Here is a 16,555-nt window from a genome sequence, read left to right on the forward strand (position 1 = left end):
TCTTGGCGGCCCTGGTTTGTCCAGTCGTGGCCGAGGCCGACACCATTTCGCTATCGGCGCCGCAGTTGTTCGAACTGGCGGACCAGGCCCGTGACCGTGGTGACTATACCATGGCTGAAACCGCCTATCGTGCGCTGGCGGGCAATCCCGACATCGACGTGCGGAACGAAGCCCGCTTTCGCCTGGCACTGATGCTGGCGGATCGTGAGCACAAGCTGAAGGACGCAGCGCTCATGCTGCGCCGCATTCTCGACGAGCGGCCCAAGGCGCAGCGCGTGCGCCTGGAATTGGCCCGCGTGCAGGCGATGATGGGTGACCTTGGCGCCGCCCGGCGGGAAATGCGCGCGGCCCAGGCCGGCGGCCTGCCGCCCGACGTGGAGCGCATGGTGCGTTTCTATGCGGCGGCGCTCAAGGCGCGCAAACCGTTCGGCGGCAGCCTGGACGTGGCCCTCGCCCCAGACAGCAATATCAATCGCGCCACGCGATCCAACACGCTGGGCACCGTGATCGGCGATTTCACGCTGGACCAGGATGCCAAGGCCAAATCGGGCCTGGGCCTGGCGCTGCGCGGACAGACCTATTTCCGCGCGCCACTGGAAAATGACGTCAACCTGCTGGTGCGGGCCAATGGCTCGGCCGATCTTTACCGCGATTCACGATTCGATGACATCCTGGTGGGAATTCAGGCTGGCCCCGAATACGTGCTGGGCGCCGACCGGCTGACTCTGGCCGCTGGGCCGACCTGGCGCTGGTATGGCCTCGATCCCTACAGCACGTCGCTGGGGGTGAGCGCCGATTTCCTGCATCCCATGGGCAAGACCATGCAAGGCCGTGCCGGGCTGGGCGTGACGCATACGGCCAACCGCCGCAACGCGCTGCAGACCGGGGATGTGTTTTCCCTTTCTGCCGGGCTGGACCGCGCCCTCTCCGCGCGCCTGGGCGGCGGGATCCAGGCCTTCGTCAATCGCACCAAGGCGAACGATCCCGGCTGGTCCGACGTGACCGGCGGCGGCGCGCTCTATGCCTTTCGCGAGATCGGCCGGACAACGGTGGTGATCAGCGCCAGTTACAGCCATCTGGAGGCCGATGCCCGGCTTTTCCTCTATCCCCGGCGCCGGGTGGACGACCGCTTTTCGATCGTCGGCAATGCCACCTGGCGCGCGCTGCAATGGCAAGGCCTGGCCCCGATCACCCGGCTGCGCTGGGAGCGCAACCGATCGACCGTGGGCATCTACGACTATCGCCGCGTGGCCGCCGAAGTGGGCGTGACCGCGGCGTTCTGACTGTCAGGCGTGGCCGGTATCAGCGGCCAGGTGCGCCGGATCGATGCCGGCCGCGCGCCAGGTGGCGGACCAGCGCTGTTCGCGCGGCGTGTCGAACAGGATCGCTGGCGAACCTTCGGCCGCGTGCCAGCCGTGATGATGCAGTTCTTCCTCAAGCTGCCCCGGTCCCCAGCCGGCATAGCCCAAAGCAATCAGCCAGCGCGAAGGCCCGCGCCCTTCGGCAATGGCGCGCAGCACGTCCATCGAGGCTGAAAGCGTGCACAGCGGGTTGACCGTAACCGAGCCTTCCCCGCCCCAATCGGGCGTGTGCAGCACGAAACCGCGCCCGGTCTCCACCGGGCCGCCGTGCAGCACGGGAACATCGGGCGAATCGCCGGGATCGATGCCGACATCCTCGAGCAGGGCATGGAACGTGATACCCGCGCGCACTTCGCCCAAGCCGATGCCCAGCGCGCCATTGGCATCGTGGAGGCAGAGCGCGATCACGGCATGATCGAAGCGCGGGTCCATCATGCCCGGCAGCGCGAGGAGCAGGCGCCCGGCAAGATACTGCGGGGCATGGTCGGAATAGGAGGCAGCGGTCATGGGGGGCAGATTCAAGCCGCGGCCGCCGTGGCCGAAGGGTCCGCCACCGATCCGCTGCTGCCGGTTGGCCCACGGTCCTCCGCCGCATCGAGCAGCCGCTTTTCCAGATTGCGCAAGCGCGTTTCGCTGGTGACCTTTTCGCCCAGGATGTCGGTGACATAGAACGTGTCGACCGCGCGCTCGCCATAGGTGGCGATGTGGGCAGAGTGGACCACCAGCCGCGAATCGAACAGCGCGTGGGCCAGCCGGCCCAGCAGAGCAGGGCGATCGCGCGCGCCCACTTCCACCACGGTGAAACGGTTCGAGGCCTTGTTGTCGTAGATGACGATGGGCTGCACGTCGAACGCCTCGGCCCGTGGGCGCGCCAGCGGGCGCGCGGCCAATTGCGGCATCAGCTTGACCCGGTTGGACAGCGCATCGGCAATGCTGGCTTTCAGCCGCTCGATATGGCGCGCTTCGTTCAAGGGGCGGCCCAGCGGGTCCTGGACCAGGAAATTGTCCACCGCCAGGCCATTGCGCGTGGTGTGGATGCGCGCGTCGATGATGTTGCCCCCGGCCAGGTGAATCGCCCCGGCCAGGCGATAGAACAGCCCGGCATGGTCGGCCGCCAGCACGGTGACGAGCGTGGCACCGCGCGCCGAATAGTAGTGCGCTTCCACCGACAGTGGCTCGCCCAGGGCGGCATCCATCTGTTGCAGGTTGAGCGCGATGATGTCTTCGGGCTCGGCAATCCAATAGGCATCGCTGAGCTGGCGGCCCACCGTGCCGATCAGCGCGGCGCGCTCCTTGAGCAGTTCGCCCACCGCCTTCTTCTTGGCGGCGATACGTTCGGGGCGGCCGTGCTGCTTGTGGCCCAGGCGCAGCATTTCCTCGGTCTGGATGAACAGGTCGCCCAGCAACTGGCGCTTCCACGAATTCCAGATGCCCGGCCCCACTGCGCGGATATCGACGATGGTCAGGATCAGCAAAAGGCGCAGCCGCTCGGCGCTCTGCACTTGCGCGGCAAAATCGGCGATCGTCTTGTAATCGGCCAGGTCGCGCTTGAACGCGGTGGCGCTCATCAGCAGGTGCCAGCGCACCAGCCACGAAACCAGCTCGGTCTCTGCCGCGGAAAGTCCCAGCCGCGGGCACAGCTTGCGCGCCACTTCGGCGCCCAGGATCGAATGATCGCCGCGCCGGCCCTTGGCAATATCGTGCAGCAGGGTGGCGACATAGAGCACGCGGCGCGAAGCGACCTTCTGCACCACGTTGCTGGCCAGCGGATGCGGCTCGCGCTCCTCGCCCTTTTCGATGCGGGCGAGCAGGCCGATGGCGCGGATGGTGTGCTCGTCCACCGTATAGTGGTGGTACATGTCGAACTGCATCTGCGCCACGACGCGGCCGAAATCGGGAATGAAGCGGCCGAAAACGCCGGCCTCGTTCATCCAGCGCAGCACGGTTTCCGGGTCATGCCGGCTGGTCAGCAATTCCAGGAACAGCGCGTTGGCGCGCGGATCCTTGCGCACGCTGCCATCGATCAACCCGGCATCGCGCCGCGCCAGGCGCATGGCTTCGGGGTGGATTTCCAGTCCGTGCTTGTCGGCCACCACGAAGATTTCCAGCAGGCGCGCGGGATCCTGGGCAAAGAAATCGTCGCCCGGCACCGAAACCTTGTCTGCCACCAGGGGAAAGCCCGAAACCGTGCGCTTGCGGCGCTGGCGCAGCGCAGCAAAGAAGCCCGGCTTGGTCCGCGCGAACTGTTCATCCAGCTGCGCCATGAACACGCCCGTCAGCGAGCCCACCTGCTTGGCCTGGAGGAAGAAGAACTGCATGAACCGTTCGACCGAGCTTTTGCCCGGCCGATCGGCAAAGGCCATGCGCGCGGCCACTTCGCGTTGCAGGTCGAAGGTCAGGCGATCTTCGGCCCGGCGCGTGATCATGTGAAGGTGGCAACGCACCGCCCAGAAGAAGTTCTCGGCGCGGTGGAACGCGCGGTACTCCGCCGCCGTCAGCAGGCCGACATCGACGAGTTCGGACGGATCGCGCACTTTGTGCACATACTTGCCGATCCAGTAGAGCGTGTGCAGGTCGCGCAGGCCGCCCTTGCCCTCTTTCACGTTGGGTTCCACCACATAGCGGCTGTCACCCAGCCGCTTGTGCCGCTCGTTGCGCTCGGCCAGCTTCTCGGCGACGAACTGCCGCTCGGTGCCGGCGCCCACTTCGGCCCAGAACCGGCGCGAGCATTCCTCGTAGACCGCGCGATCACCCCAGACATAGCGACCTTCGAGCAGCGCGGTGCGAATCGTCAAGTCGCCCTTGGCCATGCGCACCGTCTCGTCCAGCGAGCGGCTGGAGTGGCCGACCTTGAGCCCCAAGTCCCACAGGAAATAGAGCATTGCCTCGATCACCTGCTCGCACCACGCAGTGGGCTTGTTGGGCGTGACAAAGGCGATGTCCACGTCGGAATGCGGCGCCATCTCGCCGCGGCCATAGCCGCCCACGGCCAGCACGGCGATGCGCTCGCCGGTGGTGCGGTTGCTGGCGCGATAGACATGGCCGATCACGTAATCGTGGATCACGCGCACCAGCTGGTCCACCAGGAACGCCTGGCCTTGCGCGCATTCATAGCCGGCCGACGGCTTGCCGCGCAGGCGGCGGGCCAGCTCATCGCGACCATGGGCCAGCGCCGCGCGCAAATGCTCCACCACCGTAGGGCGCGCGCGTGACGGATCGCCGCCGGCATCGACGACGGCACGGGTCACGGCTTCGGCAAGGGTGCGGCGGTCGATTATGGCGCGCTGGTGGGCGATGCGGGGCAAGGTCATGACCCTGCAATAAACGAGGTGGCGTTAAGGGGAAACAGCGCAGACATCGAAGTTTTCACGATAAGCCCGATCGAACATGCGCCCCTTGGGACAGGAACCGGTATCGGCGAAAGCCGCATGCCGGGTTAAAGTTCCCGCTCCATGACACGGCATGGCGCAAAAACGCCTGTGCGCTTTGGGGGTTTGCCAACCACTTGGCCCCTGTGCCAGAAGGCGCGCGATCCCGGCCTTGCCTTGGCCATCCGGCCGTGCCTGGCCCACTCTGCCACGGAGCTTCGCGCTTGTTCGTTTCCCCGGCCCCTGTCCTTTCGGTCCTTTCTGCCGCCGCGGCTGCATCCACGCGCATGCCTCTGCACTGGGACCAGCTGGGCCTGTCGCCCATCGCCTGGGATTTCGGCTTCTTTGCGCTGCGCTGGTATTCGCTGGCCTATCTGGCCGGCATTCTCATCGGCTATTGGCACCTGTCGCGCATGATCCGCCAGCCCGGCGCACCCATGGCGCAACGCCATGCCGATGACCTGTTCTTCTATGCCACGCTGGGCATCATCCTGGGCGGGCGCCTGGGCTACGCCACGTTCTATGCCCCGGAATTGTGGTCCCACCCTTCGGAACTGGTGAAGCTGTGGCAGGGGGGGATGAGCTTCCATGGCGGGCTGATCGGCACCGTGCTGGCCATCGCCTTCGTGTGCTGGCGCAACCGCCTCAGCTTCATCCGGGTGTGCGACTATATTGCCCCATGCGCGCCGATCGGGCTGTTCTTCGGGCGCTGCGCCAATTTCGTGAATGGCGAACTGTGGGGCCGCGTGACCACGGCCGACGTTCCCTGGGCCATGGTGTTTCCCGGCGCCGGGCCCAATCCGCGCCATCCCAGCCAGCTTTACGAAGCCCTGCTGGAAGGCGTGATCCTGGCCACGGTGCTGATCACGCTGTTCTGGAAAACCCGCGCGCGCTGGCGGCCGGGCCTGCTGATGGGCACCTTTGCCACCGGCTATGCCCTCTCGCGCTTCATCGTCGAATTCTATCGCGAACCCGATGCCCAGCTCGAAGACTTTGCCCTGCGCACCGGGCTTTCGATGGGCCAGTGGCTGACCCTGCCAATGCTGGCGATCGGCCTGACTTTGCTGGTCCGCGCCCTGGCCCGGCCGCAACTGGGTACCGTGCCACCGCCGCCGGCGGACTGAGCGCAAGCGGCAGACCCACGATGCCCGGCGAATCGCGGCCCCCTGAAACGCTCAAGCAGGTCTTTGCCCGGCTGATCCGGGCGGCCGGCCCGATCAGCGTGGCCCACTTCATGGCCGAATCCAACGCCCGCTATTACGCGGCGCGCGACCCGCTGGGAACGGCGGGCGATTTCATCACCGCGCCGGAAGTGAGCCAGATGTTTGGCGAGATGATCGGCCTGTGGCTGGCCGATATCTGGATTCGCGCCGGCCGTCCCACCCCGGTTGCCTATGTCGAAGCGGGCCCCGGGCGCGGCACGCTGGCGCAGGACGCGTTGCGCGCGGCCGCACGCCAGGGCCTGGTGCCCGATGTGCACTTCGTGGAAACCAGCCCCACGCTGCGCGCCGTGCAACGCGCGCGCTTTCCGCAGGCCACCTGGCACGACGATTTTTCCACCCTGCCCCAAGACCGCCCGCTCATGGTGGTGGGCAACGAATTCCTCGATGCCCTGCCGGTGCGGCAACTGGTGCGCATGGCCGATGGCTGGCGCGAACGGATGATCGGCTGGGACGCGGCGAAAGACCGCCTGCTGCCCGTGGCCGGCGATCGCCCGATGGACGCCGCCGTACCGGCAGAACGCGCCGCGGCCCGCGAAGGCACGATCATCGAAACCTGCCCCGCCGCGGCTGCCGTGACCGGGGACGTGGCGCTGCGCCTCGCGGCCCAGGGAGGCGTGGCGCTATGGATCGATTACGGCCATGCCCAGCCCCGCGACGGCAGCACGCTCCAGGCGGTGCGGGCCCATGCCAAGGTCGATCCCTTTGCCGATCCGGGCGAGGCGGACCTCACCGCCCTGGTCGATTTCGCCGCACTGGTGCCAGCCGTCGCCAGCGCTGGCGCAAGGTGCGATGGCGTGGTCACGCAAGGCGAATTCCTCAGGTGTCTCGGGATCGAGGCGCGCGCGGCCGGGCTTGCCCGCCACGCCCCCGACCAGGCTGCCGTCCTGGCGCGCGCCCTGCATCGGCTGGTTCATCCCGATGAAATGGGCAACTTGTTCAAGGCCATGGTCTTTTCCGCAGTGCACTGGCCAAAGGGCGCTGCGTTCTAAACGCTTTGTCGATTGCATTGCGGCAGCGCAAAACGTCCGCATTTGCCCCAATAAAATGCTTGTTGGCAAAGCCGCAATTCTGTGGCTATCACGCTTTATAACTGTTTGGGCCTGGCACGTGCATATCACGGCGGCCCAGCGCGCATGATACCCGGCGATGTTCGCCGCCGCGCGCAAGGAGGGGGAAATACCGTGCCCGGCCGTTCCAGGCGGGGTGGCAGCAGGCAGGGATTATCAATGGCTGATGAGGCAATTGTGAACGCAAGCGGCACAGATTCGCCCGCCGTCCACGACGGTGCGGGCGTCGATGAAGGCGTGCGTCGGCGCGATTTCATCAATATCGCGGCAGTGAGTTTTGCCGGAGTGGGTGGACTGGCGGTGCTGGTGCCGCTGGTTTCGCAGATGGCGCCGTCGGCCGACGTGCTCGCCGAAAGCTCTACCGAGATCGACATCTCGCAAATCGCGCCCGGCCAGGCGATCAAGGCGGTGTTCCGCAAGCAGCCGGTCTTCGTGCGCAACCTGACGCCGGTCGAAATCGGCGAGGCCGACAAGGTGCCAACCTCGAGCCTGCGCGATCCGCAGACGCTGGAAGAGCGCACCAAGGCGGGCAAGAAGAACTGGCTGATCACCATGGGCGTGTGCACCCACCTGGGCTGCGTGCCGCTGGGCGCCGGCGAAGGTGAAGTGAAGGGCGAGTTCGGCGGGTATTTCTGCCCGTGCCACGGCTCGGTCTATGATACCGCCGCGCGCATCCGCAAGGGCCCGGCGCCCAAGAACCTGGAAGTGCCGCCTTATGAATTCACGTCCGACACTGTCGTGAAGATCGGCTGAGGATAGACACGATGAGCTTTCCCTGGGCGAAAGAATACAAGCCAAGCCACCCGCTGATGCAGTGGCTGGACGAGAAGCTGCCGCTGCCGCGCTTCGTCTACAACGCCGTCGGCGCCGGTTATCCGGTGCCACGCAATCTCAACTATTTCTGGAACTTCGGCATTCTTGCCGGGGTCTGCCTGATGTTGCAGATCGTCACCGGCGTGGTCCTGGCGATGCACTATGCCGCCAATTCGGGCGTGGCGTTCGACAGCGTCGAACACATCATGCGCGACGTGAACTGGGGCTGGATGCTGCGCTATGCGCATGCCAACGGCGCCTCGGCGTTCTTCGTGGTGGTCTATATCCACATTTTCCGCGGGTTCTTCTTCTCCTCGTACAAGGCCCCGCGCGAGATGATCTGGCTTTTGGGCGTGACCATCTTCCTGTTGATGATGGCCACGGCGTTCATGGGCTACGTGCTCCCCTGGGGGCAGATGAGCTTCTGGGGCGCCAAGGTCATCACCGGCCTGTTCTCGGCCATTCCCGTGGTCGGCGAACCGCTGCAACAGTGGCTGCTGGGCGGCTTTGCGCCCGATAACGCCGCGCTCAACCGCTTCTTCAGCTTGCACTTCCTGCTGCCCTTCGTGATCCTGGGCGTGGTGATCCTGCACATCTGGGCGCTGCATATCCCCGGCTCTTCCAACCCCACCGGCGTGGAAGTGAAGACCGAATCCGACACGGTGCCCTTCCACCCCTATTACACGGCGAAGGATGGCTTCGGGCTGGGGGTCTTCGCGATCCTCTATTGCACCATGCTGTTCTTCCTCCCCAACGCGCTGGGTCACCCGGACAACTACATCCAAGCCAACCCGCTTTCCACGCCCGCGCATATCGTGCCCGAATGGTATTTCTGGCCGTTCTACGCGATCCTGCGCGCCTTCACCGCCGATTTCCTGTTCATCCCGGCCAAGCTGATGGGCGTGCTGGCGATGTTCTCGGCGATCCTGGTGTGGTTCTTCCTGCCCTGGCTGGATACCTCGCCGGTGCGTTCGGGCCACTATCGCCCGCTGTTCCGCAAGTTCTTCTACCTGCTCGTCATCGACGTGCTGGTGCTGGGCTATTGCGGTGGCTCGCCGGCCGAAACCAAGTACGTGCTGATCTCGCAGATCGCCGCCACGTACTATTTCCTCCACTTCCTCGTGATCCTGCCGATCGTCGCCTCGATCGAGAAGCCGGCCCCGCTGCCGTTCTCGATCACCGAAGCGGTGCTGGGCAAGGATGACCAGACCGCCCCGGCCGCCTGAGCCAGCGAAGCGCAAAAGAGAGAGAACCCCATGGTCCGTCTTTTTGGTCCTCTTGTCGGCCTCTTCTTCGCCGTCGCGCTGCTCTGGTCGTTCGGCGTTGGCGCGATCCAGGCGATCCGCGAGCCCGAACCCACCACGGCGGTGCAGGAATTCCACCTTGCCCCCAAGGAGCCGGAACCCGGCTTCTCGTTCAATGGCCCGTTCGGCAAGTTCAACCAGGCGCAGTTGCAGCGCGGCTTCCAGGTCTACAAGGAAGTCTGCTCCAACTGCCACTCGCTGCACTTCGTCGCGTTCCGCGATCTGGCCGCGCTGGGCTATACCGAAGCGGAAGTGAAAGCGATCGCCAAGGAATGGGGCACCAAGGCCAAGGTCCAGGATCCCAAGACCGGTGACGAAACCGAGCGCGACAACGTGCCCGCCGATCACTTCCCCAAGGTCTATTACGCCGGCACCGGCAACCCGCCAGATCTGTCGCTGGTCACCAAGGCCCGACACGAAGGCCCGGAATACGTCTATTCGCTGCTGACCGGCTATCAGGAACAGCCTGCAGAGCTGCTCAAGAAGTATCCTGATGCCAAGACACCCGATGGCCTCTATTACAACCCCTACTTCGCCAACCTGAATATCGCCATGCCGGCACCCCTGGCCGACGATCAGGTGACCTATGGCGACGGGACCAAGGCCACCAAGGAACAGATGGCTGCCGACGTGGCCGCCTTCCTGACCTGGACCGCCGAACCCAAGATGGAAAAGCGCAAGCAGACCGGCTGGGCCGTGCTGGGTTTCCTCCTCGCCGCAACCGCGCTGGCTTACCTTGCCAAGCGGAACGTGTGGTCGAAGGTCCACTAAGAACCGCCCCTGTGCGAAAACGAAAAGGCCACCGGAAACGGTGGCCTTTTTCATGGGTTGACGGCACAGCGCCGCCACGCCCCTCCCCTCCGCGAAAGCATGTCATGACGCCCGACGATCTCAAGGCCCTGGTCCGCGCCGTGCCCGATTTCCCACAGCCCGGCATCCTGTTCCGTGACGTGACCACGCTGATTGCGCATGGGCCTGGCTTTGCCGCGACAATCGATCATCTGGCGCGGCGGGTGCAGGACAGCGGTGCGGGCCTGATCGCCGGAATGGAAGCGCGCGGCTTCATCTTCGGCGCAGCGGCCGCCGCCCATGCGAGCCTGGGCTTCGTGCCCGTGCGCAAGCCGGGCAAACTGCCCGTCGCCACGCTCGGCGTGGACTATGACCTGGAATATGGCACCGACCGGCTGGAAATAGACCCCACGGCAATCGCGCCGGGGACGCGGGTGGCCATCGTCGACGATCTGATCGCCACCGGCGGCACGGCGCTCGCCGCCACCCACCTGTTGCGCCAGGCCGGCGCGATCGTGACCCACGCCTTTTTCGTCATCGACCTGTGCGATCTGCCCGGCGCGCGGCGCCTGCGCGAGGCGGGCGTGACCGTTGATGCCCTGATGGATTTTCCGGGTCACTGACCACGGCCGGCGGGAGGGGCTTTCAGGCGATCTCCCTCTCCACTTGCGCGGGAGGGCACCGCAAACTCCCCCTCCCGTTCGCGGGAGGGGGTCGGGGGGGCCTGTTACACCCCCACCCTCATCAATCCACCAGCATCAGCGCATCCAGCGCCACCACGCCCTCGCCCTTGGGATGCAGGATCACCGGGTTGAGGTCGATCTCGCGAATCGAAGGCTCCGCCCGCAGGACCTGGCCCACCTTGACGATCAGCGCGGCCAGCGCCGGCACATCGAGCACGGGCGACCCGCGATAGCCGGCCAGCAGTGCCGCACTCTTCAGTTGCATGAGTTCGGCTTCCACCGCCTCTTGCGTCAGGTCTGCGGTCAGCAGGCGCACATCCTGCAGGATCTCGGCGGTCACCCCACCAAACCCGGCCAGCACCACCGGCCCCCATTCAGGATCGTTCTTGGCGCCCACGATCATTTCCAGACCACGCTTGCCCATCGCCTCGATCAGCACGCCGTCCAGCTTGATCGTGGCATCATAGGCCGCCACGTTGGCGAACATGCGGGTCCAGGCTTCGTGGACGGCCGCATCGTCGGCCAGGTTCAGGATCACCCCGCCGGCATCGCTCTTGTGGCCCAGCGCGGCCGCCTGCGCCTTCATCGCCACTGGATAGCCCACGGCCTGCGCGGCTGCCACGGCATCATCGGCACTGGCGGCAAACTGCCCCTTGGGAAAGGCCACGCCGGCCGGGGCCAGCAGTTGCTTGGCCTTGTATTCGGGAATCACGCCGGTCACATCGGCAAGGCCGGGCACTGCCAGCGCCGGGGCATCGGTGACCGAAAGATCGCGGGCAGACCAGTGCGTGAGGCGGGTGATCGCCCGCAGCGCGCGTTCGGTGGTGGGGAACCAGGGAATGCCGGCTGCACGCAGGGCGGCAATGCGCTCCGCCGGAACGTCTGCGCCTTCGTCCAGCCCGGCAAAGATCAGCGGCTTGGTCAGCGTCTTGCCTTCCACTGCGGCCAGGATCGCGGGGAACTTGATCGCGCAAGTGATCGCCTCGGCCTGGATGATGCCGGCCAGCACCGTGCCCACCCGGTCATCGGCCAGCAGCGCATCGAGCGTGCGGGTATAGATCGCCGGTTCAGACAGGCCCTGCGCCGTGATGTCGAGCGGGTTGGACACCGGCACGAAAGGCGGCAGGGCGGCCCGCAACGCGGGTGAATCCTCGTCATGCAGCGCCGCCAGCGCCAGGCCGAGTTCTTCGGCCAGATCGAGCGTCAATGCCTTGAACGCACCGGATTCGCCCAACACGGCGGCCGCACCGGAAGGCGCGATCGGGCAACGCGCGGCAATCTCGGCAATGTCGCCAAGTTCCTCCAGCGTTTCGGCAAAGATCACCCCGGCGCGGGCCACCATCGCGCGCATCAGCTTGTAATCGCCCGCCATCGCGCCGGTGTGCGTCGCCGCCGATTCGCGTGCCGCGCTCGATTTGCCCGGATGCAGCAGCACCACCGGCTTGCCAGCGGCCCGCGCACGGCGCGCCGCCGCCAGGAAGCGCTGCGGCTTGCGGAACTGCTCCACGATCATGGCAATGGCGTGGGTGTCCGGATCGTCGACCAGCCAACCGACAAAGTCTTCAACCCCGCTGGCCGCTTCGTTGCCGGTGGAAACCGAATAGGAAACCCCGCATTCGCGCGCCAGCAGCATGGTGCCCAGCACCGCCGCCATGGCCCCGGATTGCGAAACGATGCCCACCGCGCGCTTGCCTGCGGGCGGCACGGCGTTGGTTTCCACGAAAGTCAGCGGAATGCGATCGACATAGTTGACCAGGCCCAGGCAGTTCGGCCCTTCCACCACCATGCCCGCTTCGGCAGCCAACCGCGCGATCTCGCGCTGTTCGGCCAGCCCTTCCTCGCCTCCCTCGGCAAAGCCGGCCGAAAAGATCACCACGCCTCCAGCTTTGCGCGCGGCCAGGCTGCGCACGGCATCAAGCACACCCACGCGCGGAATGGCCAGCACGGCCACGTCCACGCCTTCGGGCAGCGCGTCGACGCTGGGATAGCATTTGCGCCCGCCGATCTCTTCGCGCTTGGGATTTACCGGATAGATCGCCCCAGCATAGCCATTGCGCTCCAGGTTGCTGAGCAGCGTCGCGCCGAGCGCTCCGGGCTTGTCCGATGCACCGACCACGGCCACCGATTGCGGGCGCAGGAAACGGGCGATCGCCTGATGCGACAGAACGGGTTCAACAGCCATGACATCCTCCGAATTTCGCTATGACATATAACAATCAGCGAAACGCGGCAAGCGGCGAGTGACCAGCATGCCCCAATGGCCTGCCTCCCCTGGCATCCACCACAAACATGACGACAATGGTTGACGAGACACGATCGCCCATGGCAAGCGCTTTGGCCTAAGCGGGCGGGTATAGCTTAGTGGTAAAGCCCTAGCCTTCCAAGCTAGTTATGCGGGTTCGATTCCCGCTACCCGCTCCAATTCTCGGTCTCGAGACATCCCTAACAGCTTTACAAGCCGCTGAAATCTAAGGCATTTTTTAGGCCATCCGGCTCGGGAAGTCTCGCCTCATGCCATGGCTCGGGTTCGTGAATGCCGGTCGATCCGGGCATGCCTTATCCGTCAGGCCTGATCAGCCTGATATCCCGATCGGCCGCCCAGCTATGGATATCCTCGCGGCGCAGCGCGGTGCCCATGAGATCGGGGAACTCATCGGGGGTGCAGGCGAAGACCGGAATGTCCAGCGCGGCAACTTTTGCGGATAGCGCGGGATCATAGGAAGGGCGTCCGCTGTCAGTGAGTGCCAGCAGCACGATGACATTGACGCCCGAAAGCACCAGGCGCGCCAGCCGGTCGAGCAAGGCCGCCGCATCGCCGCCTTCATAGAGGTCGGTAATCAAAACGAGATGCGACTTGGCCGGACGCTCGATGCGCTCTTCGCAATAGGCCACCGCGCGGTTGATATCGGTGCCCCCGCCCAGTTGGACGCCGAACAGCACTTCAACCGGGTCAGCCAGTTCTTCAGTCAGATCGACGATAGCGGTATCGAAGCAGACGAGCTTGGTCGCCACCACGGGGAGCGACGCCATGACTGCAGCAAAGATCGAGGCATAGACCACCGACGTCGCCATCGAGCCCGACTGGTCGACACAGAGCACGACTTCATCAAGGTCGGCAATACGGCGCTGCTGGCGCAGAAAGCCGACCATCCTTTCGGGGACGATTGTGCCATGCTCGGCTTGATAATGCCGCAGATTGGCGCGGATCGTGCGCGGCCAGTCAATATCGGCAAAGCGCGGGCGATTGGTGCGGCGCGACCGATCAAGCGCGCCGCGGATCGCATCACCCGTGCGCCGTTCCAACCGCTCCATCAATTCCGCCACGACTTTGGCAATGACAATGCGCGCGGTTTCCTTGGTCTTTTCCGGCATCACCGAGCGCAGCGCGACGAGATCGGCGACAAGGCTGACATCGGCCTCCACGGTGGCGAGGAATTCCGGTTCGAGCAGCATCTGGCGCAGGCCCTTGCGCTCGAAGGCGTCTTTCTGGATGACCTGAACCACCGGCGTGGGGAAGAACTCGCGAATGTCGCCCAGCCAGCGGGCAACGCGTGGGGCCGATGCACCGAGGCCTCCGCTGCCTTTCTTCCCGCCATCCTCCCCATCGCCATAAAGCGCGGAAAGCGCCTGCGCCATGCGCAGGTCGGATGCCGAGAGGGCCGATCGCTCGCTCTCGCTTTCCTCGACGCCCAAGGCCAGAGTCCAGCGGCGGATACGTTCGTCTTGGCTCATGCGGGTGCTCCCGCCTGCAAGAGAGCAAGAACGCGTGCCTCGTGCGCGGGCCAAAGCGTAGCGGCAGCAGGCAGCAGGCGATAGCGGCGCCCACCTCCCACATCGTCACGCCCCAGCGCGGCATCGGCCAGCCGCCGCCGCTCTGCCTTGTCGAGCCGCGAGAAGACGCGGCGCAACAGCGGCAGGCTCGCCACAAATGCTTCTTCCTCCAGCGCGCTGATCCAGGCATCGACAGCATCGCGCAGCGGGTCATCGTGGATCAGTCGCTGGCCCATGCCGTCAAAGAAACCTTCAAAGAAGCCCGCCGCCTCGGCCACTGGCGTGCCGGGAGAGAGCATCCGCGAAAGCAAGGTGGCAGCCTCGTCGGCGGGAAGCCGATCCGCTTCAAAAAGCAGTCTTGCGGCAGCGCCGGACACCAGCCTTGTCGCCTGCTGATCGGCAATGACGGCCGCAAGCGCGGTATACCAGCTTTCCGCAACATCGCCGCCAAGCTCTGCCAGCGTGATAGCTCCATCGGCGGCAAGGATCGCCTCGCGCAGCGCCGCGGCCGCCTCGGCGTCAAGATTGCGCGCGGCATAGGCCAGCGCCAGCGATGCCTGCACCACGATGCGCGGCATCAGTGCGGCCAGATGTTCAACCGTGCCCGCGCGCGCCTCGCCATAGCGCAGGACATCGGCCATGGGTGGCAGCGCGGCCAGCAGGCCCGGGCAATCGCTGGTCAGCGCTGCCTTTTCTTCCATCAGCGCGATGCCTGCATCCGTGGCGCGTGGCAGATCGGCAATCATCGCGTCGCGAACCAGCCGCGCCAGCATGCCGAGATTGCCCTCGTCACGCATGGTTTCGAGCAGGCGATTGGCGGCCGCCTCGGCGATGGTCGAGCCATGGACAAGGTTCTCGACCAGCCGCACCGCATATTCGGGCTCCCAGCGCAAAAGCCAGTTCTCGCGGAACGTCCCGCGGCTACGCCCGGCGTCGGTCAGTCGCCCCCAGGGAATGCCCAGCGCCGTCAGGCGGTGGAGCAAGGCGGATCGGGCAAGGCCGCTTTCGCTGCGCAAGTCGAGCGTCAGAGCGCGTTCGAGCGCCTCGGGCTTGAGCCGCGTCGCCTTTTGCTGGCGAGCAAGATCTTCGAGCAATGGGGCAAGCGGGGTGCCACTGGGGATCACGCCAACGCCCGAACCGACCAGCAACTGAGCGGCAATGTCGTCCCACACCGCACGTTCGCCATGGCAAAGGCAGGCAATCGTGGCCTCGCGCATTTCCTCGAACCCCGGCGTGGGCCGGCCGCGCATTGCGGCCAGCGCAGTGCCAAGCCGCTGCGCTTCGATCAAGGCGGCAGTCGAAACGAAATGCCCCCTCTCGCGCAAGGTATGGGCGATCTTGGCGAGCCAGACCGCATTGCTATCCGCCGCGCCGCCGCTGTGCCACACATGCGCGCACCAGCCAGGCGCTGCCACACCAGCGCCATAGCCACTGGCATAGGCAAGACGCGGCGTGGTCCAAGGCGCCCACGTGGCTTTGATCTTCACCTTGGCGCGGCCCTTGAGCAGAGCGCGGTCGGCCGCAAGACTGTGCTTTTCTGCCAGAGCAGGCACATGCCAGGCGCCGCAAACCACCGCCACCGGACCAGGGCTGTCCTTGGCGACGCGGGCAATCTCGATCCGCATATGCGCCTCGCGCGCAGCCTCGTAGGCCGGGAGCGGGCCGGATTCGCGTCGAAGCGCAGTCATGGCATCGGCAACGGCGGCAAAGACCGGGCCGGGAGAAGGGTTCTGCTCGATGACATCGGCCCACCATGATTCGCCATCATCATAGCCAGCAGCCTGTGCCAGCGAGCCGATTGGATCTTGGGCGATAGGGTTGGGCGGTATCTCTGGTGCGGCATTGTCCTCCTCGGCCAGGCGGTCGGCGGCGGGGAGGTCGATAAAGAGCAAATCGGCGCCATGGGCCAGCGACCAGCGGGCCGCCTGGAACTCGGGCGAATATTCGGCGAATGGGAAGAAGCTCGCGCGGGAGGGATCGTCCTGCGCATAGGTCAGCAGCGCGACCGGTGTTTCCAGCGCCGGATCGGCCAGCATCGAAAGCAGGTGCGTGGCGTCGGCCGGCCCCTCGATCAGCACCGCGCAGGGGCGTAGATCATCCAGCGCCTCGACCAGCCGCCGGGCCGAGCCCGGGCCATGGTGGCGGATGCCGAAATAGGAGACCGGCGCGACCACAG

12 protein-coding genes and 1 tRNA gene (1 of these 13 only partly in view) are annotated in these 16,555 nt (G+C 65.8%); 8 read left to right on the forward strand and 5 right to left on the reverse strand.

Annotated elements, in window-relative coordinates:
* On the forward strand, positions 1-1,283 hold the 3' portion of the coding sequence (locus R9J51_RS02940; RefSeq protein WP_179505827.1) for a surface lipoprotein assembly modifier. The gene continues 19 nt to the left of window position 1, outside the view; only the last 1,283 of its 1,302 coding nucleotides appear in the window; its start codon lies beyond the left edge, outside the window; the stop codon is at positions 1,281-1,283.
* Positions 1,284-1,286: 3 nt separating this feature from the next.
* On the opposite strand, the gene R9J51_RS02945 is transcribed toward R9J51_RS02940, so the two are convergent.
* A complete protein-coding gene (locus tag R9J51_RS02945) occupies positions 1,287-1,868 on the reverse strand; it encodes a YqgE/AlgH family protein (RefSeq protein WP_246866048.1) in 582 nt (193 codons plus the stop codon).
* Between the two features lie 11 nt (positions 1,869-1,879).
* On the reverse strand, positions 1,880-4,672 hold the full coding sequence (locus R9J51_RS02950; RefSeq protein ID WP_179505828.1) for a [protein-PII] uridylyltransferase: 2,793 nt from the start codon (positions 4,670-4,672) through the stop codon (positions 1,880-1,882).
* 344 nt (positions 4,673-5,016) lie between these two features.
* Between R9J51_RS02950 and lgt the strand changes: the two genes are divergently transcribed.
* The 6 genes from lgt to R9J51_RS02980 all read left to right on the forward strand — a co-directional run bounded on the left by lgt (position 5,017) and on the right by R9J51_RS02980 (position 10,548).
* On the forward strand, positions 5,017-5,853 hold the full coding sequence (lgt, locus tag R9J51_RS02955; protein WP_168555599.1) for a prolipoprotein diacylglyceryl transferase: 837 nt from the start codon (positions 5,017-5,019) through the stop codon (positions 5,851-5,853).
* Positions 5,854-5,873: 20 nt separating this feature from the next.
* Positions 5,874-6,941: an SAM-dependent methyltransferase gene (locus R9J51_RS02960; RefSeq protein WP_179505829.1), complete on the forward strand. Its 1,068-nt coding sequence runs from the start codon at positions 5,874-5,876 to the stop codon at positions 6,939-6,941.
* Positions 6,942-7,178: 237 nt separating this feature from the next.
* Entirely contained in the window at positions 7,179-7,772 is a 594-nt protein-coding gene (gene petA, locus R9J51_RS02965) for a ubiquinol-cytochrome c reductase iron-sulfur subunit (RefSeq protein WP_168555601.1), read from the forward strand.
* Positions 7,773-7,783: 11 nt separating this feature from the next.
* Positions 7,784-9,058 (forward strand): cytochrome b, encoded by a 1,275-nt coding sequence (locus tag R9J51_RS02970; RefSeq protein ID WP_168555602.1) that lies wholly within the window; start codon positions 7,784-7,786, stop codon positions 9,056-9,058.
* Between the two features lie 30 nt (positions 9,059-9,088).
* Positions 9,089-9,907, forward strand: coding sequence for a cytochrome c1 (locus tag R9J51_RS02975; protein WP_168555603.1), 819 nt, complete (start codon positions 9,089-9,091; stop codon positions 9,905-9,907).
* Between the two features lie 104 nt (positions 9,908-10,011).
* Positions 10,012-10,548, forward strand: coding sequence for an adenine phosphoribosyltransferase (locus R9J51_RS02980; protein WP_179505830.1), 537 nt, complete (start codon positions 10,012-10,014; stop codon positions 10,546-10,548).
* 121 nt (positions 10,549-10,669) lie between these two features.
* Here R9J51_RS02980 and R9J51_RS02985 read toward each other — a convergent pair whose 3' ends face one another.
* Positions 10,670-12,790: an acetate--CoA ligase family protein gene (locus R9J51_RS02985; protein ID WP_179505831.1), complete on the reverse strand. Its 2,121-nt coding sequence runs from the start codon at positions 12,788-12,790 to the stop codon at positions 10,670-10,672.
* A gap of 165 nt (positions 12,791-12,955) precedes the next feature.
* On the opposite strand from R9J51_RS02985, the gene R9J51_RS02990 reads away from it, so the two are divergent.
* Positions 12,956-13,029 (forward strand) — tRNA-Gly (locus R9J51_RS02990).
* Positions 13,030-13,164: 135 nt separating this feature from the next.
* Here R9J51_RS02990 and R9J51_RS02995 read toward each other — a convergent pair.
* Positions 13,165-14,340, reverse strand: a complete 1,176-nt coding sequence (locus tag R9J51_RS02995) for a VWA domain-containing protein (protein WP_179505832.1) — start codon at positions 14,338-14,340, stop codon at positions 13,165-13,167.
* Positions 14,337-16,553, reverse strand: a complete 2,217-nt coding sequence (locus R9J51_RS03000) for a DUF5682 family protein (RefSeq protein ID WP_179505833.1) — start codon at positions 16,551-16,553, stop codon at positions 14,337-14,339. Before R9J51_RS03000 ends, R9J51_RS02995 begins: the two co-directional genes overlap by 4 nt.
* Between the last annotated feature and the right edge of the window lie 2 nt (positions 16,554-16,555).

This window comes from Novosphingobium rhizosphaerae (assembly GCF_050920675.1).
Classification (GTDB): Bacteria; Pseudomonadota; Alphaproteobacteria; order Sphingomonadales; family Sphingomonadaceae; genus Novosphingobium; species Novosphingobium rhizosphaerae.

Excerpts from the sequence above, each read along its gene's own strand:
- R9J51_RS02945 (WP_246866048.1), bottom strand. The coding sequence starts at position 1,868 with ATGACCGCTGCCTCCTATTCCGACCATGCCCCGCAGTATCTTGCCGGG.
- R9J51_RS02995 (WP_179505832.1), bottom strand. The coding sequence starts at position 14,340 with ATGAGCCAAGACGAACGTATCCGCCGCTGGACTCTGGCCTTGGGCGTC.
- petA (WP_168555601.1), top strand. The coding sequence starts at position 7,179 with ATGGCTGATGAGGCAATTGTGAACGCAAGCGGCACAGATTCGCCCGCC.
- R9J51_RS02970 (WP_168555602.1), top strand. The coding sequence starts at position 7,784 with ATGAGCTTTCCCTGGGCGAAAGAATACAAGCCAAGCCACCCGCTGATG.
- R9J51_RS02950 (WP_179505828.1), bottom strand. The coding sequence starts at position 4,672 with ATGACCTTGCCCCGCATCGCCCACCAGCGCGCCATAATCGACCGCCGC.
- R9J51_RS02980 (WP_179505830.1), top strand. The coding sequence starts at position 10,012 with ATGACGCCCGACGATCTCAAGGCCCTGGTCCGCGCCGTGCCCGATTTC.
- R9J51_RS02985 (WP_179505831.1), bottom strand. The coding sequence starts at position 12,790 with ATGGCTGTTGAACCCGTTCTGTCGCATCAGGCGATCGCCCGTTTCCTG.
- lgt (WP_168555599.1), top strand. The coding sequence starts at position 5,017 with ATGCCTCTGCACTGGGACCAGCTGGGCCTGTCGCCCATCGCCTGGGAT.
- R9J51_RS02975 (WP_168555603.1), top strand. The coding sequence starts at position 9,089 with ATGGTCCGTCTTTTTGGTCCTCTTGTCGGCCTCTTCTTCGCCGTCGCG.
- R9J51_RS02960 (WP_179505829.1), top strand. The coding sequence starts at position 5,874 with ATGCCCGGCGAATCGCGGCCCCCTGAAACGCTCAAGCAGGTCTTTGCC.